Annotated in this window: 14 protein-coding genes and 1 pseudogene; 5 read left to right on the top strand and 10 right to left on the bottom strand. The window is 69.7% G+C overall.

Annotated features, from left to right (window positions below):
* Positions 1-60 precede the first annotated feature (60 nt).
* Together trxA and rho are read left to right on the top strand one after the other, a co-directional pair.
* Positions 61-387, top strand: coding sequence for a thioredoxin TrxA (trxA, locus tag H570_RS0113125; protein WP_027081137.1), 327 nt, complete (start codon positions 61-63; stop codon positions 385-387).
* A gap of 277 nt (positions 388-664) precedes the next feature.
* Positions 665-2380 carry a transcription termination factor Rho gene (rho, locus tag H570_RS0113130; protein WP_027081138.1) on the top strand — a complete coding sequence of 572 codons (1716 nt, stop codon included), beginning with the start codon at positions 665-667 and terminating at the stop codon, positions 2378-2380.
* 68 nt (positions 2381-2448) lie between these two features.
* Here rho and H570_RS0113135 read toward each other — a convergent pair whose 3' ends face one another.
* Positions 2449-3327 carry an energy transducer TonB gene (locus H570_RS0113135; RefSeq protein ID WP_036136105.1) on the bottom strand — a complete coding sequence of 293 codons (879 nt, stop codon included), beginning with the start codon at positions 3325-3327 and terminating at the stop codon, positions 2449-2451.
* A gap of 132 nt (positions 3328-3459) precedes the next feature.
* Complete coding sequence (locus H570_RS0113140; RefSeq protein ID WP_027081140.1) at positions 3460-4671, bottom strand: NAD(P)/FAD-dependent oxidoreductase; 1212 nt, start codon at positions 4669-4671, stop codon at positions 3460-3462.
* An 86-nt stretch (positions 4672-4757) separates the two neighbouring features.
* On the opposite strand from H570_RS0113140, the gene H570_RS0113145 reads away from it, so the two are divergent.
* Positions 4758-6587, top strand: coding sequence for a monovalent cation:proton antiporter-2 (CPA2) family protein (locus H570_RS0113145; protein WP_027081141.1), 1830 nt, complete (start codon positions 4758-4760; stop codon positions 6585-6587).
* 111 nt (positions 6588-6698) lie between these two features.
* Here H570_RS0113145 and H570_RS0113150 read toward each other — a convergent pair whose 3' ends face one another.
* The 4 genes from H570_RS0113150 to H570_RS0113165 form a co-directional block, all read right to left on the bottom strand.
* Positions 6699-9974, bottom strand: a complete 3276-nt coding sequence (locus H570_RS0113150; protein WP_051176389.1) for an ankyrin repeat domain-containing protein — start codon at positions 9972-9974, stop codon at positions 6699-6701.
* Positions 9967-10239 (bottom strand): YcgL domain-containing protein, encoded by a 273-nt coding sequence (locus tag H570_RS0113155; RefSeq protein WP_027081143.1) that lies wholly within the window; start codon positions 10237-10239, stop codon positions 9967-9969. Before H570_RS0113155 ends, H570_RS0113150 begins: the two co-directional genes overlap by 8 nt.
* A gap of 167 nt (positions 10240-10406) precedes the next feature.
* Positions 10407-11420 carry a cytochrome d ubiquinol oxidase subunit II gene (cydB, locus tag H570_RS0113160; RefSeq protein ID WP_027081144.1) on the bottom strand — a complete coding sequence of 338 codons (1014 nt, stop codon included), beginning with the start codon at positions 11418-11420 and terminating at the stop codon, positions 10407-10409.
* Positions 11417-12856, bottom strand: a complete 1440-nt coding sequence (locus tag H570_RS0113165) for a cytochrome ubiquinol oxidase subunit I (RefSeq protein ID WP_036136342.1) — start codon at positions 12854-12856, stop codon at positions 11417-11419. The genes cydB and H570_RS0113165 overlap by 4 nt, the downstream gene beginning before the upstream one ends.
* Before the next feature lie 629 nt (positions 12857-13485).
* Here H570_RS0113165 and H570_RS0113175 point away from each other — a divergent pair.
* Positions 13486-15840, top strand: coding sequence for a S9 family peptidase (locus tag H570_RS0113175; protein WP_051176425.1), 2355 nt, complete (start codon positions 13486-13488; stop codon positions 15838-15840).
* 162 nt (positions 15841-16002) lie between these two features.
* Here H570_RS0113175 and H570_RS0113180 read toward each other — a convergent pair whose 3' ends face one another.
* Positions 16003-16554, bottom strand: coding sequence for a hypothetical protein (locus tag H570_RS0113180; protein ID WP_027081147.1), 552 nt, complete (start codon positions 16552-16554; stop codon positions 16003-16005).
* 560 nt (positions 16555-17114) lie between these two features.
* On the opposite strand from H570_RS0113180, the gene hemF reads away from it, so the two are divergent.
* On the top strand, positions 17115-18026 hold the full coding sequence (gene hemF / locus H570_RS0113185; protein ID WP_027081148.1) for an oxygen-dependent coproporphyrinogen oxidase: 912 nt from the start codon (positions 17115-17117) through the stop codon (positions 18024-18026).
* 142 nt (positions 18027-18168) lie between these two features.
* Here hemF and H570_RS0113190 read toward each other — a convergent pair whose 3' ends face one another.
* From H570_RS0113190 to polA, 3 genes and pseudogenes are all read right to left on the bottom strand, one after another.
* On the bottom strand, positions 18169-18645 hold the full coding sequence (locus H570_RS0113190; RefSeq protein ID WP_027081149.1) for a DUF421 domain-containing protein: 477 nt from the start codon (positions 18643-18645) through the stop codon (positions 18169-18171).
* A gap of 504 nt (positions 18646-19149) precedes the next feature.
* Positions 19150-19391, bottom strand: a pseudogene (locus tag H570_RS19455) (transposase); the annotation flags it as partial.
* Positions 19392-19843: 452 nt separating this feature from the next.
* Positions 19844-22609: a DNA polymerase I gene (gene polA / locus H570_RS0113195; protein WP_027081150.1), complete on the bottom strand. Its 2766-nt coding sequence runs from the start codon at positions 22607-22609 to the stop codon at positions 19844-19846.
* Positions 22610-22803: the final 194 nt, after the last annotated feature.

The raw sequence follows: 22803 nt of genomic DNA on the forward strand, positions 1-22803 counted from the left end.
GCGCCATCACGGCGCCGCCGGGCATTCAGGCCCGCATATCAGGTCCATCAGGAGATTCCCGTGAGCGAAAAGGTCATCCATGCCACCGACGCCGATTTCGACAGCACCGTCCTGCAGTCGTCCGAACCCGTGCTGGTCGATTTCTGGGCCGAATGGTGCGGCCCCTGCAAGATGATCGCCCCTGCGCTGGACGAGTTGGCCGAGACCTACGACGGCAAGGTCAAGATCGCGAAGGTGAACGTCGACCACAACCGCAGCACGGCGATGAAGTACCACGTGCGCTCGATCCCGATGCTGCTGCTGTTCAAGGACGGCCAGGTCCAGGCGACCCAGATCGGCGCCGTGGGCAAGGCGCAGCTGGCCCAGATGATCGACAAGGCACTCTGATTTCCCTGCCTCCCCGCGGGGAGGCCTCGAGGCTCGCGGCCCGGAACCGGGCGCCATGCCCCGGCACCGCTCCCGACTCCCCGGCGCTCCGCCGAAGCTGACCGGCAAGCCACGGCACGAACGCCCCGCTTGCCGTGACCGGCTCCACAGTGCTAGCTTTCCCTCCACCCGGCGTGTTTGTTTGCCTGCTTCAGGCCCGCCGCACCCTTCTGAAGACTCCCTCTTACCCATCCCGCCCGCAGTCCGTGGGCGCTCGCAGCTAGCGAGGAATTCGCACTTGTCCGACAACACCCCCGATTCCGGCGACGTCGCCGAGAAGCGCGTGCGCAAGCCGCGCGCCACCAAGGCCGCCAAGGCCGCCGATGCACCGGCTGCGCCTGCCGCGCCGACTCCGCCGCCTTCCAGCCCGCCACCGCCTCCCGCGCCTGCGCCCGCCGCCGAACGCACGCCGCCGCCGGCATCCACGCCTGCCGCAGCTGCGTCGCCTTCCGCATCCGCCGAAACCGGCGGCCACCAGTCGCACGACGGCGGCGAGCCGCGCCAGCAGCAGGGCCAGCCGCACAACCAGGGCGGCGGCCAGAACAACAACCGCCGCGACCGCTTCCGCAACCGCCGCGACCGCGAGCGCGGCGGCGGCGGTGGCCGCCACCGCGACGACGGCCTGCCGCGCGACGACAACGGCGACCAGGGCCAGCGCCTGCCGCCGCCCAACATCCCCGAGGGCTTCCCGCAGTACTCGCTCGGCGACCTGAAGCGGATGCCGGCGCAGAAGCTGCTCGACATCGCCGAACAGCTCAACATTTCCGACGGCGTCGCCCGCGCCCGCAAGCAGGACGTGATCTTCGCCCTGCTCAAGGTGCTTACCCGCACCGGCGAAGGCGTGCAGGCCGACGGCGTGCTGGAAATCCTGCCCGACGGCTTCGGCTTCCTGCGCGCGGCCGAAGCCAGCTACCTCGCCGGCCCGGACGACACCTACATCTCGCCCAGCCAGATCCGTCGCTTCAACCTGCGCACCGGCGACCATCTCAGTGGCCGCATCCGCTGGCCCAAGGACGGCGAGCGCTACTTCGCGCTGAACGTGGTCGACACCATCAACGGCGAGCCGCTGGAAGCGTCGAAGAACAAGGTACTGTTCGAGAACCTGACGCCGCTGTTCCCGCGCAAGCGCTTCAAGCTCGAGCGCGGCGACGGCTCGTCCGAGGACATCGCCGGCCGCATCCTTGATTTGATGGCGCCGCAGGGCAAGGGCCAGCGCGCGCTGATCGTGTCGCCGCCCAAGGCCGGCAAGACGATCATGATGCAGCAGATCGCGACCGCCATCACCACCAACCATCCCGACGTGCACATGATCGTGCTGCTCATCGACGAGCGGCCCGAGGAAGTCACCGAGATGCAGCGCACCGTGCGCGGCGAGGTGATCTCGTCCACGTTCGACGAGCCGGCCGCGCGCCACGTGCAGGTCGCCGAAATGGTGATCGAGCGCGCCAAGCGCCTGGTCGAGCACAAGCGCGACGTGGTCATCCTGCTCGACTCGATCACCCGCCTCGCCCGCGCCTACAACAACGTCGTCCCCAGCTCCGGCAAGGTACTGACCGGCGGCGTCGACGCCAACGCGATGCACCGCCCGAAGCGCTTCTTCGGCGCGGCGCGCAACGTCGAGGAAGGCGGCTCGCTGACCATCATCGCCACTGCGCTGGTCGACACCGGCAGTGCGATGGACAAGGTGATCTACGAGGAGTTCAAGGGCACCGGCAACTCGGAAATCCACCTCGACCGCCGGATCACCGAGAAGCGCGTCTACCCGGCGATCAACGTCAACCAGTCCGGCACCCGCCGCGAGGATTTGCTGATCGAGCCGGAGCTGCTGCAGAAGATCTGGATCCTGCGCAAGCTGCTGCACCCGATGGACGAGATCGCGGCGATGGAGTTCCTGCTCGACAAGATGAAGAGCACGAAATCCAACGACGAATTCTTCGCTTCGATGAAACGCTGACGCCGCGTCCGCCGCAACGATCCGCCAGAAAGAGCCCCGCGATCGCGGGGCTTTTTTTTCGCGCCGGCTCAACCCTCCTGCAGCGGCGTCAGCAGCCTCGGGCCGGTCCCGACCATGTGCACGGCGCCGCTCACGAGTGCGTCGCTGTTCTTGTCGGCGGCCTCATCGGCCAGCCACGGGGCGCGCGTGTGCGGCCCCGGCAGATAACCCTCCCACTGGCCGTAGGCGACGGACCTGTCGCCGACATACGCGAAATCGACCGGCACCCGGACCGACCAGAACTCCTCGCCGGCCAGCACGCCCGTACTCGGGGCGCTGAACGTCCATTCCCAGGCCCGCTGGACCGAGGCCGCGGCCAGGCGGCGACGGATGCGCTTCATTTCCTGCTCGCTTGAATAGACGGTGAGGTTGACCTGTTCGACGGCCACGTCCTCGACCGTCCCCTGCCGGCCGACTTTCAGCACCAGGTAGACCGTGCCCTTGCCGCCCATGTTGATGACGTCGCGCGGAAACACCGGCGGCTTCAGTTTCCGGCTGGCGACCGAATCGGTCGATCCCGACTCGCTGTCATCGCCGAAGTTCGCGCCGGCGATGTAGATCGCGAACTTGTCGTCGCCGGTGGGCTCGGCCGCCATGCGCAGGCTCATCTTCGCCCGCGCAGGCGTCGCCTTGCCGTCCACCAGCACCGGGCTGAAGCGCCACGTCGGCACCCATTTGTCGATGTTCGCCAGCACGTAGTCCGGGACCTTGTCCTTGTGGTCGATGCCGTAGCCACTGACCGTGCCGTCGGCCTCGATCTCGATCGAGCCGGTCAGCAGCATGCTGGCCTCGGTCTGCTGGCGCACCTGCTTGGGCGTGGCGGCGACGGCGAGCCCGGCCACCAGCAGCGCCAGGCCGAGGCCGGCCAACGCTGCGCGGGTCGAAGCGCGGAAACAATGTCGGTTCATCGGTCCCCTCTCCCTGCCGGCTTGCCCGGCACAATGTTCCTGGTCATTCGCGGCGGCATCCCGCGCCATCTCGCGGGCGCGACGCCGCCGGCCCGCACTCTAGCAAAGCGCGTGGGGCAATCGCCGCGGGCGTCACGCGATCCGGTCGAACGAGAACAGTTCCGCCAGCGGATGCCGGCGGCGCTCGACCAGCGCCCGCAGCAGCCCCGCACCGAGCATGCTGTAGGTGATGCCGTTACCACCGTAGGCCATCGCGAACTGCACCCGCGGGCCGTGCTGCGGGTGCGGGCCAAAGAACGGCAGGCCGTCCGCGGTTTCGGCGAAGGTGCCGGCCCAGGCGAACGTCGGCTGCAGCGGCAGCTCCGGAAACATCTTCTGCACTTTCTTCATCAGCGCGTGGGCCTTGCGGTCCACCCGCGCATCACGGCGCGCCGGGATGTCGATCGCGTCGTCCTCGCCGCCGACCAGCAGACGGCCGTCATCGGTGGCGCGCATGTAGAGATAGGGACGCGCGGTTTCCCAGAGCATCGTCTCGCGCAGCGGCCCGAGCACGCCCGCGTCGATCGGATCGGTGACGAACGCGTAGCTGCTGCGGTTGCGCGCCACCGGCTTGCGCAGCCATTGCTGGTTGGCATAGCCGGCAGCGAGCACCAGGTGCTTCGCGCGCAGGACATGGCCTTCGGTGGTCCGCAGCCGCACGCCGCGCGGCGCGGCTTCGATGGCTTCGACGCGGGTGCGGTCGAACACGCCCGCGCCCTGCTTCACCAATCGCGCGAACAGGCCATGGGCCATCCGGTAGGGATCGACGGTGGCCGCCAGGCGGCTGAGGATGGCCGCAGGCGCTTCGAAGCCGTAGCGCGCCTGCACCGCGTCGGCCGGCAGCCATTCGACGTCCAGCCCGTGGCGCAGGCGCAGCGCGAACTCCTCCTGCAGGTCACCGACATCGCGGCGTCGACTGGCGAAGTACAGGCTGCCCATCCGTGCGAATCCCGTGCCGCGCAGCTGGCCTGCCAATTGCCCGAGCATCGGGATCGCCTCGGCGCACGCACGATAGGCCAGCACGGCCGCCGCCTCGCCATGACGTTTCGCCAGCTCGACCATCGGCGTGTCGATCTCGTATTGCAGCAGCGCCGTGCTCGCCGCGGTGCTGCCCCAGGCGATGTCGCGCTGTTCGAGCACTGCCACATCGTGGCCGTGGCGCGCGAACTCGTCGGCGACCAGCGCGCCGGTGATGCCGCCGCCAAGGATCGCGACGTCGCAGCGCAGGTCACGCTGCAGCGGCGGGAACGCGCGCAGCAGCCCGTTGCGGATCGCCCACCACGGATAGCCGCTCTTGAGATCCATGTCTCTTCACCAACCGGGTAAATCGACATGGCGCCATCTCACGCGTCGCGACAACGTGAGCGGGCATAATCGGCGGGGAGGTGCGCATGCACGGAAGTGGTCTCGAACTGGCGCTGGTGTTCCTGCTGGCCGCGGTGATCGCGGTGCCGGTGTTCAAGAAGCTCGGCCTCGGCGCGGTGCTGGCGTACCTGGCGGCGGGCGTGGTGCTGGGGCCGGACGGGTTCGGGCTGGTCCGCGACACCGACCGGATCCTCAACGCCGCCGAGATCGGCGTGGTGATGCTGCTGTTCGTGATCGGGCTGGAACTGTCGCCGGCGCGGCTGCGGGTGATGCGCCGGCCGGTGTTCGTGTCCGGCGGGCTGCAGGTGCTGCTCAGCGCGCTGGCGCTGGGCGCGATCGCGTACGCCGCGCACCTGCACTGGAAGAGCGCGATCGTGGTCGGCCTGGGCCTGGCGCTGTCCTCCACCGCGGTCGGCCTGCAGCTGCTGGGCGAGCGCAAGGAACTCAACACCGACTACGGCCGCATGGCGTTCGCGATCCTGCTGTTCCAGGACCTGGTCGCGATCCCGCTGCTGGCCGCGATCCCGCTGCTCGGGGGCGCCAAGGAGCAGACCCTGACCTGGACGGTCGCGATGCAGGCGGTGGGCGCGGTGGCGCTGGTCGTGATTGGCGGTCGCTACCTGCTGCGCTACGTGTTCCGGGTGGTGGCGCGCACCAAGATGCCGGAGGTGTTCACCGCCACCGCGCTGTTCGCGGTGCTGGGGTCGGCGTGGTTCATGCAGGAGGCGGGCCTGAGCGCGGGCCTTGGCGCATTCATCGCCGGCGTGCTGCTGGCCGATTCGGAATTCCGCCACGAGCTCGAATCGCAGATCCAGCCGTTCGAGGGCCTGCTGCTGGGCCTGTTCTTCATCGCCGTGGGCATGGGCATCGACCTGGACCGCGTGGCCGCCGAGCCGCTGCTGATCGCCGGCGGGGTGCTGGCGCTGCTGCTGGTGAAGTTCTCGATCCTGTTCGCGGTCGGGCGGATGTGGCCCGGGCGGCTGCCGCCGCGCGAGGCGCTGGCGCTGGGCGGCGTGCTGTGGCTGGGCGGCGAGTTCGCCTTCGTGGTGTTCAACGAAGCCACGCGCGTGCGCCTGATCGACTCCGTGGTGCACGACCGGCTGGTGGCGATGGTCGGCATCTCGATGGCGCTGACGCCGCTGCTGCTGATCGGCATCAGCCGGCTGCTGCGGCAGATCCCGGTCGCCCCCGGCGCCGGGCCCGGTCCCGACTTCGACGACATCGAGGACCATCGTCCCAAGGTGCTGGTCGCGGGCATGGGCCGCTTCGGCCAGATCGTCGCGCGCCTGCTGGTGGCGCAGCGCATCCCCTTCGTCGCGCTGGAGAGCAACCTCGATACCGTCGAAGGCCTGCGCCGGCTCGGCAACGAGCTGTACTACGGAGATCCGACCCGCCCCGACCTGTTGCGCGCCGCCGGCGGCGAGCGGATCAAGGTGTTCGTGATGGCGATGGACAACCCCGACACCAACACCAGGGCGGTGCGGCTGGTACGGCGCATGTACCCGGATGCCAAGGTGTTCGTGCGCGCACGCGACCGCCAGCACGCCTGGCGGCTGATGGACATGGGCGCGAAGGTGTTCCGGGAGTTGTTCGGCTCCAGCCTGACGATGGGCGAGGAGGTGCTGGTGGCGCTGGGGATGTCCCCGGACATGGCCGCCGACCACGCCAGGCGCTTCCGCGAGCACGACAACAAGCTGCTGGCCGCGCAGCACCTGGTGTACGACGACGACGTGGCACTGCGACAGACCTCGCGCGAATCGCGCGCGGAGTTGATGCAGCTGTTCGCGGCCGATTCCAGCGGCTCGGACGACCCGGCGCAGGTGCCGCTGCCGGAGCCGCCGAAGCCGGTCGGCTGACACGCCGACGGCATGTCGTACCTGCAGGAGCGGTTTCAGCCGCGAGCTTACCCCGCGAGCACCCGCAAGATCAGGGGCCCGCGGCTTCCGCCGCTCCTACAAGGACATGTGCTAGCCGCGGTCGCGCAGGAACCTTGCCATCGACACGCCCGACTGCAGCGGCGCGAATTCGGCGGCGACGTCGACGAAGCCGCGCATCACCGCGATCTCGCGCGGGGTGCGGTTGAGGGCGTCGCGCAGGTCCGGGTCGCAGCCGGCGCGCAGCAGGCGCTGGGTCATGCGCAGCTGGCCGTGCAGTGCGGTCAGGTGCAGCGGACCGAAGCCGCGCGGGTCCTGGGCGTCGAGGCCGACGTCTTCGTCGAGCAGGTGGTCGAGCCCGGCCATCACCACGTCCTCGTCGCAGGCGGTGCCCGGCTCGGCGCGCGCACCGAGCAGCAGCAGCAGCGGGGTCACGCCGCTGGCCGCCTGGGTGTCGGCGTCGGCGCCGGCCAGCAGCAGGGTGTCGAACAGGGCCAGCAGGCGCGCGCGGTCGCGGCTGGTGAAGCCGTAGAGCGCGGCGCAATGCAGCGGCGTCAGGCCCTGCGCGTCGGCAGCCTGCACGTTGGCACCGGCGGTGAGCAGGCGCGCGCACAAATCGGGCAGGCCGAGCGCGGCGGCCAGCATCAGCACGGTGACGTCGCCGGGCAGCCGCTGTTCGAGCGTGGCGCCAGCGGCGAGCAGTCGCTCGACGATCTCGCCCTGATGCATGCTCACCGCCGCCGACAGCGGCGTGGCGCCGGTGTGCGCGGCGCACTGCGGGTCGGCGCCGTGTTCGAGCAGCCATTCGACCGTGTCGCGATGGCCGCCGCCGGCCGCGCGCAGCAGCGCGGTGCAGCCCTGCACGTCGACCGCATCCACCGGCAGGCCAAGGCCGAGCAGGCGACGCACCGCGTCGGTGTCGCCGACGATCGCGGCCGCCGGCAGGTCGGTGTCGCGCAGCGCGCGCCCGGGCAACGGCCAGCCGCGCCAGTCGAACCAGTCGGCGAGGTCGCGACGGCCGCCGGACAGCGCCACGCCCAGCGGCGTCTGGCCGTCGGCGGCGCGCACCGCCGGCGAGGCGCCGCGGCTGACCAGCAGCTTCAGCGCCGCCTCGCGCGACAGCGCCGCGCACAGGTGCAGCGCGGTCATGCCGTGGGCGTCGCGCGCGTTCAGGTCGACGCCGCAGTCGACCAGCCGTTCCAGCAGTCGCATCCAGCCCAGCCGCACCGCCAGGGCCAGCGGCGGATCGCCGGCCGGCGACGATGCGAACGGATCGGCGCCGGCTTCGAGCAGGTCCAGCGCGCACTGCTCCAGCGCGCGCCCGGCCTGGTCGCCGCCGGCGCAGGCATCCAGGAAGCGCGCCAGCCCGCCCGCGCCGGCCGGGGACGCGCCGCGGCGCAGCAGCAGCTGCAGCGCGGGCAACGCTTCGTGGCCGCGCGCGAGCAGGGTGAAGACCGGCGTGTCGCCTTCGCCCGCGCGCACTTCCGGGTCGGCGCCGTGGTCCAGCAGCCACTCGATCCGCGCCGGCGAGAGCGGCGCTTCGTCGTCGAGCAGCAGGCTGCCCAGTTCCCGCGGCGAGAGCAGCGACAGCAGCCGCTCATGGCCGTCGAAGCGGTCTTCGCGCAGCGCGTCGCGCAGCAGCGCCAGCGGCGCGCGGTCCGGCGGCGGGGTGTCGCCGGCGTCCGCGGCGACCGTCGACGGCAGCGGGTAATCCGGATCGAGCACCGCGACCAGCGACCAGCGCCCGGCGGCGGCGGCGTGGTCGATCGCGCGCTTGCCGTCGGCGTCGCCGCGACCGGGATCGGCGCCGAGTTCGAGCAGCCGCCGCACCAGCGCCGACGAGACCAGTTCGGCGCGGCTGGCCAGCAGCAGCGCATCGCGGCCTTCGCCGTCGACGGCGCCGGCGTCGGCGCGCGCGCCGACCAGCGCTTCAAGCGTGGCCAGGTGGCCGCCGCGTGCAGCCTCCAGCAGCGGCGTGCGGCCGGCGGCGTCGCGGGCGTTCACGTCCGCGCCGGCATCGGCCAGCGCGACCACGATTTCGGCGTGGCCCGCGAACGCGGCCTGGTGCAGCGCACTGCGGCCGTCGCGATCGCGCGCGTCGGCCCTGGCCTTGTGCTTGAGCAGCAGGGCGACGCCGGCCGGATCGTCTTCGTCGCCGCCGGCCGCGGCCAGCAGCGCGGGCGTGGCGTCGGCGGGTTCGGGATAGGCGCCGCGTTCGAGCAGGAAGCGCGCCAGCCGCCAGTTGCCGGCGGCGCAGGCGACGCCCAGCGGAGTCAGGCCATCGTGGTTGAGCGCGGTCATCTCCGCCGCCGCATCGCGCAGCAGCGCGGCCACGCCCGGGTCGGAGCTGCGCGCGGCGTGGTGCAGCGGGGTATTGCCTTCGGCATCGGCGGCGCGCGGATCGGCACCGTTGGCCAGCAGCGTCATCACCGCTTCCGGGCGGCCGTGCCAGCTGTCGCGGGTGGCGGCCAGCAGCGGGGTCATGCCGTGGTGCGCGGCATTGACGTCCACGCCGCTGGCGATCAGCGCGCGCAGCAGGCGCAGGTCCGGCAGCACCGCGGCCAGCACCGGCAGGGCACGCTGGTCGCGCTCGTCGGGCGCCGGCAGCGCGCGTGGATCGGCGCCGGCGTCGAGCAGTTCCAGCGCGCGGTCGACGCGGCCGCGACGCGCGGCGTCGTAGAGCATCGCCTGCAGGTCGCCTTCGAATTCGAGCGGCTGCGCCGGATCCGTGCCGGCCATCTCCACGATCGGCATCGACGCCGGCAGTTGCTCGGGCGCCGGCATCCGCTGCAGGGCCGCGTGCAGCAGCGGCCACGACGCCACCGACAGCGCGGCCAGCATCCAGTGCATCGCCGGCGACAGCAGCCCCGGCCACGCCTGCAGCAGCACCATCGCCAGCAGCGCGGCCACGCACGCGGCCGCGGCCACGCCGCGCCAGCCGCTGGTGTCGGCATCGCCCAGCGCCTGCCAGTGCCCGGGCAGCGCGCCGCCCTCGCGTTCGACTGCCCGCCACAGCGGCCAGGTCCGCCACAGCCCGATCACGCAGATGCCGGCCACCGTGCTCAGCGCCAGCGCCGCGCCCAGCGCGCCGCTTTCGAGCAGCGCCGACAGCGGCCAGGCGACCAGCAGCGCCGCGACCACCAGTGCGCCGCCCCACAGGCCGGCCAGCGCCAGTGCGTCGCCTCGCAGCACCGCCCGGCCGGGCGCCTGCGCGCCACCGCGCCAACGCAGCGCGAGCGCGAGCGCCGGCTGCGCCAGCCAGCCGGCCAGCGCCGCGAGCACGCTGCCGAAGCCGCCGACCGCCGCCAGCACGATGCCGATCGCCAGCGCGACCATCCAGCGTCGCCGCTGCAGCCAGGACTCAGGCATCGGTGCCCCAGTCCTGGGTCATCGGGTCGAGATCCAGCTTCGGTGGCAGCTGCAGGTGGAACCCGCGCACGACCAAGCTTTCGCGCACGGCCGCCGCGTCCTCCCGCGCCAGCTTGCGCTGCGGCGTCAGCGCCACGTCGAGCACGAACTCCAGCGGGCCCAGCTGCTCGCGCAGCTGCCCGGGGATGCGTTCGAAATCATCGCGTGCGGCCAGGTAGACATAGGTGTCGGCCTTGCGCAGGCTCTTGTAGACGTAGGCGTGCATGGGTTGGGCGGGGATTCGGGATTCGGGATTCGGATTGGGGATGACCAGCCGTTCGGCTGTTGAACACCGGAACGGCGAAAGCACGGTTTCCGCATTCCCGTGAAGCATAAGGCACCGCGCCCCGGGATTTTCCCAATCCCGAATCCCCAATCCCGAATCCCGGCTATTCAGTGATATCCCGAATCCGCCGCGACCTTGCCGCGGAATACCGAGTACGACCAGTACGTGTAGCCCAGGATCGCCGGCAGCAGGACCGCGATGCCGACCAGCAGGAACACCTGCGACGACGGCGGCGAGGCGGCATCCCAGATCGACAGCGACGGCGGCACGATGTTGGGCCAGATGCCCAGCACCAGCCCGGCGAAGCCGAGCACGAAGAAGCACAGCGTCAGCACGAACGGCGATGCGTCGCGGCCCTCGCGCATCGCCGCGCGCCACAGCGCGAATGCGTTGGCCAGCGCCAGCAGGGGCACCGGCGCCAGCCACCAGAAATTCCCGCTCTCGAACCAGCGCGCCATGATGTGCGAATCCAGGAACGGCAGCCACGCACTGACCAGGCCCATGAACGCGACCACCACCAGCACCAGCGGCCGGGTCAGCGTGCGCGCGGTGCGCTGCGTCGGCCCTTCCGTCTTCAGGATCAGCCAGCACGAGCCCAGCAGCGCGTAGCCGAACACCACCGCCACGCCGGTCAGCATCGAGAAGGGGCTGAACCAGGCGAACGCGCCGCCCAGGTACTTGCCTTCGGTCAACGGCATGCCCTCGACCAGCGCACCGAGAATCAGGCCCTGCGCGAACGCGGCCAGGATCGAGCCCAGCGCGAACGCCGCGCCCCAGAACCGCTTCGCGCGCGTGGCCTTGAAGCGGAACTCGAACGCCACGCCGCGGAAGATCAGCGCGATCAGCATCAGCAGCACCGGCAGGTACAGCGCCGACAGCACCAGCGCGTAGGCCTTGGGGAAGGCGGCCAGCAGGCCGGCACCGCCGAGCACCAGCCAGGTCTCGTTGCCGTCCCAGATCGGCGCCGCCGTGTTCATCATGTGGTCGAGCTGGGCCTCGTCCTCGGCGAACGGGGCCAAGATCCCCAGTCCGAGCACGAAGCCGTCGAGCAGCACGTACATCAGCACGCCGAAGCCGATCACGCCGAACCAGATGACCGGCAGCACGAACTCGAGCGTCATGGCGCACCTCCCTGCGACGCAGGCGCCGCGCCGTCGGCCTGGTCGTCGCCCACCGACAGCGGCCGCGCCGGGGTCTTCTCGCCGCCGTCGTGCTCCGGCGGCGTCTCGTCCGGATGCGGGCCGCGGCGGATCATCTTCAGCAGGTACCAGATGCCTGCGCCGAAGATCACCGCGTAGGCACAGGCGTAGGTGATCAGCGAGGACATCACCGCCGCGGCGGTGATGTTGGGGCTGACCGCTTCGCTGGTGCGCAGCAGGCCATAGACCACGTACGGCTGGCGGCCGATCTCGACCACGTACCAGCCGGCCAGCAGGGCCACGAAGCCGGCCGGACTGAGCAGCCGCCAACCCTGCCACAGCCAGCGCGCGCGCCCGGATTGGTCGAACATCCAGCCACGCCACCACGCCCACAGCGAGGCGAGCACCAGCAGCAGCATCAGCACGCCCAGGCCCACCATCACCCGGAACGACCAGAACACCGGCGCCACCGGCGGGCGTTCGTCGGCGGGCACCGCGCTCAGCGGCTGGATCGTGCCGTCCCAGCTGTGGGTCAGGATCACGCTGCCCAGCCGCGGCACCGCGACCTCGTAGCGGTTGCGCTCGCCGGCCTGGTCGGGCAGCGCGAACAGCACCAGCGGCACGCCTTCGCCCGGCGCGCCCTCGTGCCAGTGCCCTTCCATCGCTGCCAGCTTCACCGGCTGGTGCTCGCCCACGTTCAGGCCGTGCAGGTCGCCGACGAAAATCTGCAGCGGCACCGCGATCGCCGCGAACGCCACCGCCAGCTTCAGGCCGCGCCTGCCGGCCGCGAAATGGTCGCCGCGCACCAGATACCACGCGCTCACGCCACCGATCACGAAGCAGGTGGTGATGAACGCCGCCAGCACCATGTGCGCGAGCCGGTACGGGAACGACGGATTGAAGATCACCGCCCACCAGCTGGTCGGTTCGAACATGCCGTCGACGATCGCGTAGCCCTGCGGCGTCTGCATCCAGCTGTTGGCCGAGATGATCCAGAACGTGGAGAGCAGCGTGCCCAGCGCGACCATGCAGGTGGCGAGGAAATGCACCCCGTGCGAGACGCGCTTCCAGCCGAACAGCATCACGCCCAGGAAAGTGGCCTCGAGGAAGAACGCGGTCAGCACCTCGTAGCTCAGCAGCGGCCCGAGGATGTTGCCGGCGCGCTCGCTGAGCACCGCCCAGTTGGTGCCGAACTGGAAGCTCATCACGATGCCCGACACCACGCCCATGCCGAAGGACACCGCAAAGATCTTCAGCCAGAAGAAGTACAGGTCGCGCCACAGCGACTCGCGGGTGCGCAGCCAGCGCCATTCGAGGAAGGCCAGCCAGTGCGCCAGGCCGATGGTGAAGGCGGGGAACAGGATGTGGAACGAGATGACGAAGCCGAACTGGACGCGCGAAAGGAACAGCGGTGTCAGCAGGTCGGGATCCACGTGGCAAGACTCCGCGGCGCAGGGGGCTCGCCGCCGCGCAACATTGTGCGCCTGCGTGCGTGAAGTTCGCAAAACGCAGGCTGTCCTTCCGCAGTCAGCGGAAGGATGAAGCTCGTGCAGGCTCGGGCCCGTTGCCATGTCCTGGTGGCCGGAAGCCGCGATTCCCTCGGTCAGGGCATCCTGTCCTGGTTCGGGCGCACGCCATCCATGGCGCGCTTGTCGCGACGCCCGGCCGCCAGGACACGGCTCACCTTGGTCTCGCCTTCGTCGCTTCGGCTGCGAAAGCGCCGCGCCAATGAATCGCCGGCGCGGCATCTCGACCGGGGTATGCGGACAGCAGGCCATGGATGACCTGCGGCGGCTCGGTCAGGCAGCGATGCCTGACCGAGCCGGGGAGCATGCGCCGGTCGGGACGCCGCTGCCTCCGAAGTCCGCGCACAAACCGTTCGCATCTCGAACAGATGGATAGAGGCCGGAAAATAGCCCCGCAAATGCGACTTTGTCGGCGCACCAATGACCAGCGGCCCATGCACAACCGGCGCCGCCTGCTACCCTTCGCGGGATTTTTCCCGCGGAAACCGCCCACGATGCGCCGTCTACTGCCCTGCCTTGCCCTGCTCCCGTTCACCGCCGCATTCGCCGGCAACGTCCACGCGCAATCGCCGCAGCCGCTAACGCTGGCGCAGGTCATGGCCGATCCCGACTGGATTGGCGCCGGCGTCGAGAACGCATGGTGGTCGTGGGACGGCAAGCACGCCTACTACACGCTCAAGCGCGACGGCGGCAACATCCGCGACACCTTTTCGCAGGCCGTGGATGCGGGCGCGGCGACGCGCCTGGACGGTGCCGCGCTGGCCGGCATCGACGGCGCGCGACAGGTGCTCGATCCGCAGCGCGCGCGCATGGCGTTCGTGCGCAACGGCGACATCTTCGTGCGTGACCTGTCGACCGGCGCGCTGCAGCAGCTCACCCGCACCGACGCGGCCGAATCGCGCCCGCAGTGGAGCAGCGAAGGCGCGCTGGTGTGGCGCGCCGGCAACGACTGGTTCCGCTGGACCGCTGCCGGCGGCGCCGCGCAGGCCTCGCTGCTCAAGGCCGAGGACAGTCCCGACAAGAAGCCGAAGGCCGACGACCTGCGCGACCGCCAGTTCGACATGCTGCGCACGCTGCGCGACGACCGCGCGCGCCGCGACGCGGTGCGCGAGCAGGACGAGCAGTGGCGCCGCGCCGATCCCACGCGCGCACCGGCGCCGGCCTACCTGGGCAAGGACGTCGAGATCGTCGACAGCGCGCTCTCGCCCGACGGCCGCTGGCTCGTCGCGGTGACGCAGGCCAAGGACGCCGACGGCGGCCAGGCCGGCAAGATGCCGAAGTACGTCACCGACTCGGGCTACGAGGAGTTCGAGGAAGTGCGCACCCGCGTCGGCCACGACGCGCCGCTGCCACAGAAGGTGTGGCTGGTCGACGTCGCCAACGCCGGCGTGCGCGAGCTGAAGTACGACACGCTGCCCGGCATCGCCGACGATCCGCTCGCGGCGCTGCGCAAGGCCGCCGGCAAGGACGCGCTGAAAGGCAACCGCGACGTGCGCATCGAAACCGACGGCGACGGCAGCGGGCCGGCGATCCACTGGAGCAGCGATGGCCGCAACGTCGCGCTGCTGGTGCGCGCGGTCGACAACAAGGACCGCTGGATCGCCACCGTCGACCTGGCGAGCGCGGAGCTGCAGTCGCGCCACCGCCTGCATGACGACGCCTGGATCAACTGGAACTACAACGACTTCGGCTGGATGCCCGACAACCGCACGCTGTGGCTGCTGTCGGAGCAGAGCGGCTACTCGCACCTGTACCTGGCCGGCGACGGCGGCAAGGCGAGCGCGCTGACGTCGGGCAAGTGGGAAGTCTCGCAGCCGGCGCTGTCGCCGGACGGGCGCACGTTCTACTTCACCTGCAACCGCAACTGGCCGGGCGACTACGAGGTCTGCGCGGTGCCGGCAACGGGCGGCGAGGTACGCGAGGTCACTGCGCTCGACGGCGTCGAAGGTTTCCAGCTCTCGCCGCGCGGCGACCGCCTGCTGGTCGCGCATTCGACCAGCTACGTGCCGATCCAGCTCGCCGTTGCCAACGCCGACGGCAGCGGCCTGCGCGAACTCACCGACACCCGCAAGCCCGGGTTCAAGGCGATCGACTGGATCGAGCCCGAGTACGTGCAGGTGCCGTCGAAGCACGGCGCCGGCACCATCTGGGGCAAGTACTACGGGCCGAAGCAGCTCGAGCCCGGCCGCGAGTACCCGGTCGTGATGTTCGTGCACGGCGCCGGCTACCTGCAGAACGTCAGTGCGCGCTACCCGAACTACTTCCGCGAGCAGATGTTCCACAACCTGCTGGTGCAGCAGGGCTATCTCGTGCTCGACCTCGACTACCGCGCCAGCGAAGGCTACGGCCGCGGCTGGCGCACCGCGATCTACCGCAACATGGGCACGCCGGAACTGGAGGACTACCTCGACGGCCTCGACTGGATCGTCGCCAACAGGCAGGGCGACCGCGACCGCGCCGGCATCTACGGCGGCAGCTACGGCGGCTTCATGGCGTTCATGGCGCTGTTCAAGCAGCCCGGCGTGTTCAAGGCCGGCGCCGCGCTGCGCCCGGTCAGCGACTGGTCGCAGTACAACCACGAGTACACATCCAACATCCTCAACACGCCCGACATCGACCCCGAGGCCTACAAGCGCTCGTCGCCGATCGGGTACGCCGACGGCCTGCAGGACAGCCTGCTGATCGCGCACGGCATGATCGACGACAACGTGTTCTTCAAGGACTCGGTGATGATGACGCAGCGGCTGATCGAACTGCGCAAGGACAAGTGGGAAATCGCACCGTACCCGATGGAGCGCCACGGCTTCGTCCACCCGGACGCTTGGTATGACGAGTACCGGCGTATCCACGAGCTGTTCGAGCACACCCTGAAGTAGGGCGATGCGACCGCAGGATGGGTGGAACCGACGGCGAAACCCATCGTTCCCGGGGCGCACCGGTGACGGGTTCGCAGCGTTCGACCGGTGACGGGTTTCGCTGCGCTCCACCCATCCTACGGCGACGGCGAAGCCGTGGGACAGCTCACCCGCGTCCGCAGCTCAATCCACGAAGCTGATGCCGGCCACCCGATAGACGGGCGCCGGCCGATCCGCGATGTCTACGGAAACCTCGGCACCTTCCACCTTCTCGAGCTCGACAAGCGTGGTCCGCTCCGCCGTGTTGTCGCCGATGGCTTCAATGGAAAGCGTCATCCGCCCGTCTTGCGCGCTTGCATCGTCGATCGTGCGGAAGATCGCACGCAGCCGCTCGCCATCGACGAGCGGGTCGGCGAGCCGCATGCCGTCCTCGTCGCCGCCGAGCAGCGCCCGCACGGAGCGCGCATTCGGTTTCGCGGAGAAGTAGCTGACGTTCTGGCGCATGTCCACGGGATCCATCTTCGGTTGAGCGCGGAAAGCCAGCAGCGTCGAGGCCGCGACCGGCGCGGACTCGGCAAGCTGGGCGACCACCGCGTCGCTCACCTCGATGCCGTAGAACATCGGCCCGACGGGCTCACGCTCAAGTTCGCCGCCGGAGCCGCTGCACGACGCCTGGGCCTGGCCAAACGCGACCACGAGAGCCAGCACCATCGGCGCGAATCGGCGAAAGGACATGGCGATCTCCCGTTGCAGCTGCGTCCTCCGTCGAATCTGGCGGACCACATGTAAACGACGCGTCGATTTGCCGTTACGGCTCGCTGCCTCAACGTCCTCGCAGGCCGCATCGTGACCCAAGAATGCGCGGCTGCCTTTGCCTTTGACCTTGATCTTGACGTCGGGGCCCCTCCATAGCGGCTGAGCCGGCGGACGAGACCCCGCAGGGGCGCCGCACAAGGATGTGCGGCGTTTTCCGCGCGGGCAGGATGCACGCTCGGAAAATCCCGCCGGCTCCGCGGACCCGGTGCAACGCACCGGGCGCGCAGGCGGGGTGTGTTTCTTTGCGCCAGGTTTCTTTGCACAAGCAAAGAAAGGTGGCTCGCGCCGTCACGGCGCGAAAGCTTTTGTCTTTGACCTCCACCGAACAGCAGGCGAGTCAAGACCCGCCCTACGATGGCCCGCAGCGGCAAAGCGAAAAGCGCGCCGGGGGCGTGGCCCCGACCTGCGGCGCCTCCTTCCCGGCGGGCGCCTGACCCGGATCAACCGGCACCACGCTGCGCCCGCCTACAATGCGCCGCATGGGAGACATCGACCGCGTCCGAGACTACCTCACCGGCCTGCAGGACCGCATCTGCGCCGCCATAGAAACCGCCGACGGCAGCGCCCGCTTCGCCGATGACAGCTGGGCTCGTGAAGAGGGCGGCGGCGGCCGCACGCGCATCCTGCGCGAGGGCCACGTGTTCGAGCAGGCCGGAATCGGCTTCTCCGACGTCTCCGGCACGAAGCTGCCGCCCTCGGCCACCGCGGCGCGGCCGGAGCTGGCCGGCGCCTCGTGGCGCGCGGTGGGCGTGTCGCTGGTGTTCCATCCGCGCAACCCGCACGTACCGACCACCCACGCCAACGTGCGCCACTTCCGCGCGGTGCGCGATGGCGAAACGGTGGCCTGGTGGTTCGGCGGCGGCTTCGACCTCACGCCCTTCTATCCGGTCGACGCCGACGTGCTGCACTGGCACCGCACCGCGCGCGACCTGTGCGCGCCGTTCGGCGACGACCGCTATGCCGCGCACAAGCGCTGGTGCGACGAGTACTTCTTCCTGAAGCACCGCGGCGAGACGCGCGGCGTGGGTGGGCTGTTCTTCGACGACCTGCATACGGATTTCGAACGCGACTTCGACTACCTGCGCGCGGTCGGCGACTGTTTCCTCGATGCCTACCTGCCGATCGTCGCGCGCCGCCGCGACGACGCGTACGGGGAGCAAGAGCGCGCGTTCCAGCTGTACCGGCGCGGCCGCTACGTCGAATTCAACCTGCTCTGGGATCGTGGCACCCTGTTCGGCATCCAGTCGGGCGGGCGCAGCGAGTCGATCCTGATGAGCCTGCCGCCGCTGGTGCGCTGGGAGTACGGGTTCGCGCCGGATGCCGACAGCCCGGAAGCCCGCCTGCAGGACTATCTGCGTCCGCGGGACTGGCTGGGCGAGCTTTCCGACTGATGTCGCTTCCGTGCGTTACGGCGCCCGGGAAAAAGCGGTCGCACTGCAGTCATGCGTAAAAGCTCGCGGCTGAAGCCTCCCCCACAAGAGCTGGTCATTCGCGTGGCCCGGCAGTCGCGCTTCGACAAGCGCACGCCACCGCTCACGCCGACTTCGTCACCACGCTGATCTTGCCGTCCTTCTCCAGCATCGCCATGCGGATGAGGGAGATCGAGCCGCAGTCGGCATTGCGCATCGCTTCCTGCAGGTCGTCGATGCTGAGGTTGCAGCGTTCGAGCGCCTCGCCGTAGACGTGGCCGTTGCGAGCGATCACGACCGGCCTGCCCTCCACCACCCGCTCCAGCGTGCGGCTACGCGAGGTGAGCCAGCCAACGATCTTGTTCCAGGCCAGCAGCGTGACGACGAGGATGACGCCGCCGGGCAGCGACCCGTCGCCGGCGATCATCGAGCCCTGCATGGCGTCGCCCAGCAGCACCAGCACCAGCAGGTCGAACGGTGTGAACTGGCCGACGGTGCGCTTGCCCGACAGGCGCAGCAGCAACAGCAGCACGAAGTACACGACCGTGCCGCGCAGCACGATCTCCCACCACGGAATCGAAAGTTCGAGCAGGTCCGACATGGCATTCCCTCCGGTAGATGCCGCAACGTACTCGCGGCGGCCGGAAGGGCGCGTCACGCCCCGGGAATTGGCATGTCGCGCCCTTCTTGCGACGAGGGAAAAGCGCGTCTGCGAACGAGTGGTGCCGGGTGCGGGCGCCCTTGGTGTGATTGTCCGCCGGCGCCGGCCTTTGGCCGGCACCCCTTCCCTGATTTCGCGCCAACGGCACTCGCACGCGGCGTGCCGACTTGCGCCGCAACCTCATCGAAGTGCAGGGACCAGAATCTCGGCAAGCCCGCGATCCGCAGCCCGGCGCGGCCGGCAGGCCCCGCGGCCAAATCAGGGAGGAGGCGTCCGCCGCAGGCGGATGCCGGGGGACATTCGGCGGAGGCCTGTCGGCCGTACCGGGCCCCGTCAGTTCGCGACAAAGCGTGCGATCAGTTAATTGCCTTCCCGGATCGGACGAAGACGCCGGATTCAAGCCCCAAGTGCATCAGCCGGTGCAGGCCCATCGCACGTCTTGATCTAATGCTCGAAGAACACTTCAGCCGGTGAGCGCCGCCCCAGCGTCTTGCGCGGTCGGGTGTTCATCTCCGAGGCAATGGCGTCAAGTGGGCGTTGGGAGTGCACGGAGAGGTCCGTGCCCTCGGGGAGTACTGGCGCAGCAATCCTTTGGTGTTCTCGCAGACCCCACGCAGCCACGGGCTGTGCGGATCGGCAAAGCAGATCGCCAGGCCAGTCAGTTTGCTGAGCTGGCGGTGCATTGCGGCATAGATCGCGGGTAATGGTGCTGTTGGCCACCCAGCACTCGCGCGATCTCACGGCCACTGCTGCCGCCAGCCCGCATCGCCATGATCGTGCCGCTCTCTTCGGTGCTCAAATGCGCGTACTGCTGTCCCATCGCTAGTCTCCCGCTCCAGTGATGCACTTGAGCTTGGAGACCGCCAACCCATGAAAACGAAAACGCAAAAAAAGCCCCGCAGGCAGGGGGGGCCGGCGGGGCTCGTGGGAACGGGACCTGGGGAGTGGCCTTCGTTCCCGGGATCACTCCAGGGGAGGGAGAGATCAGTGACAGACGTTGCATCTGTCACGGGCTATATGACCACCCGCCGCATGGATAGTTCGTGAAGCACGGGGTTAAGTTTTTGTTGGATTCAGCCGGCGTTTACCCGGTTCAGGAAACCACCGCATTCATCGAATTTCCTGCGGTTTTCAGGGCTCAATGGGCCTCGTCCCAATTGTTTCCGACGCCGCTGTCGACCACCAGTGGAACACGCAGTTCCGCCGCTGCCGACATCAGCCGCGGCGCCTGCGCCAGCAGGGCGTCGATGAAGTCCTCGTCTGCCTCGAAGACCAGCTCGTCGTGCACCTGCAGGATCATCTTCGCCCGCTCGGCGTGCGGCGCCAGCCAGGCGTCGATGGCCACCATCGCGCGCTTGATGATGTCGGCCGCGGTGCCCTGCATCGGCGCGTTGATCGCGGCGCGCTCGGCCCCGGCGCGCTGGCCCTGGGTGCCCTTCTGGATGTACTCGAGGTACAGGCGGCGGCCGAACACGGTTTCGACGTAGCCGCGCTCGCGCGCTTCATTGCGGGTGCGCTCCATGAAGTCGCGAACACCCGGGTAGCGCGAGAAATAAAGCGCGATGTAGTCCTGCGCCTCGCCGCGGCCGATGCCCAGATTGCGGGCCAGGCCGAATGCACTCATGCCGTACATCAGGCCGAAGTTGATCGCCTTGGCGGCGCGGCGCTCGTTGGGAGTCACCTCGTCGAGCTTGCGGCCGAACACTTCCGCCGCGGTGGCGCGGTGGATGTCGGCGCCGGAGGCGAACGCCGACAGCAGCCCGGGATCTTCCGACAGGTGGGCCATGATCCGCAGCTCGATCTGCGAGTAGTCGCAGGCCAGCAGCTTGCGCCCGGGCGGGGCGACGAAGGCCTTGCGGATGCGGCGACCGTCGTCGCTGCGGATCGGGATGTTCTGCAGGTTCGGATCGCTGGACGCCAGTCGCCCGGTCGCGGCGCCGGCCTGGTGGTAGCTGGTGTGCACGCGGCCGGTGTCCGGATTGATCATCTCCGGCAGCTTGTCGGTGTAGGTGCTGCGCAGCTTGGCCAGGCCGCGGTAGTCGAGGATCACCCGCGGCAGCTCGTGCTGGTCGGCGATCGCCTCCAGCGCTTCCTCGTTCGTCGACGGCTGGCCCTTGGGCGTTTTCAGCACGGCGGGCAGTTTCAGTTCGTCGAACAGCAGCCCCTGCAGCTGCTTGGGCGAATCGAGGTTGAACGTGCGCCCGGCCAGCTCGGTGGCGCGCTGCTGCGCGGCCAGCATGCGCCTGGACAAATCGGCGCTCTGGCGGCGCAGTTCGTCGGCATCGACCATCACGCCGTTGGCTTCGACCCGCGCCAGCACCGGCACCAGCGGCATCTCGATGTCGCGGTACACCGACTCCAGCGCAGGTTCAGCCGCCAGCTTCGGCGCCAGCACGCGGTGCAGGCGCATCGTCACGTCGGCGTCCTCGCCGGCGTAACGCGCGGCATCGTCGATCGCGACCTGCGAAAACAGGATCTGCTTGCTGCCCTTGCCCGCCACGTCCGCGTACTTGGTGGTGGTGTAGCCGAGGTAGCGCGTGGCCAGCGAGTCCATGTCGTGGCGGGTGCGCCCGGAATCGAGCACGAAGCTCTCGAGCAGGGTGTCGTCGGCGTAGCCGGCCACTTCCACGCCATGCCGGCGCAGCACGTGCAGGTCGTACTTGCCGTGCTGGCCGAGCTTTTTCCTGGATGCGTCCGCGAGCAGCGGCGCGAGCGCGGCCAGCACCTGCGCGCGATCGAGCTGCGCCGGCATGCCGGGATAGTCGTGCGCCAGCGGGATGTAGCAGGCGGCGCCGGGTTCGATGCAGAAACTCATGCCGACCAGATTGGCGCGCATCGCGTCGAGCGAATCGGTTTCGGTGTCGAAGGCGAACTCGTCGGCCGCGCGCAGGCGTTCGATCCAGGCATCGAGCTGCGCCTGCTCCAGCACCACGTCGTACTCGCCCGGCGCCGACAGGGCCGGATCAGGCGCCGCCTCCGGCTGCGGCGCGGTGACGAACGAGGGGCCGCGTCCCGGCTTGCCCGCCCGCGCCGAGGGCGCCGGCGCGGGCGCAGCTGCATCGCCGTCAAGCTCGCGCAGCGCCTGGTTCATGCCGTAGCGGGTGAACAGCCCACGCAGCGCTTCGGCGTCGCGTTCGCGCAGCGACAGCGTCGCCGGGCCGCCATCGAGCGCGACGTCGGTCTTGATCGTCACCAGGTCGCGGTTCAGCGGCAGGCGATCGAGCGCGCCCCGCAGGTTGTCGCCGATCTTGCCCTTGATGCCGGGCGCGGCCGCGATCACGCCGTCGAGGCTGTCATGCTCGGCCAGCCACTTGGCCGCGGTCTTCGGCCCGCACTTGTCCACTCCGGGCACGTTGTCGATCGCATCGCCCATGAGCGCCAGCAGGTCGACGATCTGGTCGGCGCGCACGCCGAACTTGGCCATCACCGCGTCGTCCGAATCCATGCGGCTGCCGCTCATGGTGTTGACCAGCGCCACGCGCGGACGCACCAGCTGGGCGAAATCCTTGTCGCCGGTGGAGATGGTGACGTCGATCCCGGCATCGGCGCCCTGCAGTGCCAGCGTGCCGATCACGTCGTCCGCCTCCACGCCCGGCACGCGCAGGATCGGGATGCCCAGCGCCTCGACGATTTCCATCATCGGTTCGACCTGCGCGCGCAGGTCGTCGGGCATCGGCGCACGATTGGCCTTGTACTCGGGGTACATGGCGTCGCGGAAGGTCTTGCCCGGCGCATCGACCACGAAGGCGATGTACTCGGGCTGCTCCTTCAGGTGCGCGCGCAGCATGTTGACCACGCCGAACAGCGCTCCGGTCGGCTCGCCGGCCGCGTTGCTCAGGGGCGGCAGCGCGTGGAAGGCGCGGTACAGGTAGGAAGAGCCGTCGATCAGGACCAGTCGTGTCATGCGCCGATTCTACGGCGTGCCCCGGCAGGCGTGCCTTGGCGATGCACCGGCCGGCGCGCCTTGACGGCAGGCCTGCTCCATCGAGGCCTGCGGATTCGCCAGCCTGGCATGCACGCCACTGGCACAACGCACCGGCAGTGGGCTTGATCGCGCTCATCGTGTGCCTTCCCGCCACGGTGCATACTTCCCCGCAG

It is taken from the genome of Luteimonas mephitis DSM 12574, assembly GCF_000422305.1.
GTDB lineage: Bacteria > Pseudomonadota > Gammaproteobacteria > Xanthomonadales > Xanthomonadaceae > Luteimonas > Luteimonas mephitis.

Bases quoted from the DNA above. Each gene is read 5' to 3' on its own strand.
- polA (WP_027081150.1), bottom strand. From the start codon at position 22,609: ATGACACGACTGGTCCTGATCGACGGCTCTTCCTACCTGTACCGCGCC.
- hemF (WP_027081148.1), top strand. From the start codon at position 17,115: ATGGGAGACATCGACCGCGTCCGAGACTACCTCACCGGCCTGCAGGAC.
- H570_RS0113135 (WP_036136105.1), bottom strand. From the start codon at position 3,327: ATGAACCGACATTGTTTCCGCGCTTCGACCCGCGCAGCGTTGGCCGGC.
- H570_RS0113180 (WP_027081147.1), bottom strand. From the start codon at position 16,554: ATGTCCTTTCGCCGATTCGCGCCGATGGTGCTGGCTCTCGTGGTCGCG.
- H570_RS0113155 (WP_027081143.1), bottom strand. From the start codon at position 10,239: ATGCACGCCTACGTCTACAAGAGCCTGCGCAAGGCCGACACCTATGTC.
- H570_RS0113190 (WP_027081149.1), bottom strand. From the start codon at position 18,645: ATGTCGGACCTGCTCGAACTTTCGATTCCGTGGTGGGAGATCGTGCTG.
- H570_RS0113150 (WP_051176389.1), bottom strand. From the start codon at position 9,974: ATGCCTGAGTCCTGGCTGCAGCGGCGACGCTGGATGGTCGCGCTGGCG.
- H570_RS0113145 (WP_027081141.1), top strand. From the start codon at position 4,758: ATGCACGGAAGTGGTCTCGAACTGGCGCTGGTGTTCCTGCTGGCCGCG.
- H570_RS0113140 (WP_027081140.1), bottom strand. From the start codon at position 4,671: ATGGATCTCAAGAGCGGCTATCCGTGGTGGGCGATCCGCAACGGGCTG.
- cydB (WP_027081144.1), bottom strand. From the start codon at position 11,420: ATGACGCTCGAGTTCGTGCTGCCGGTCATCTGGTTCGGCGTGATCGGC.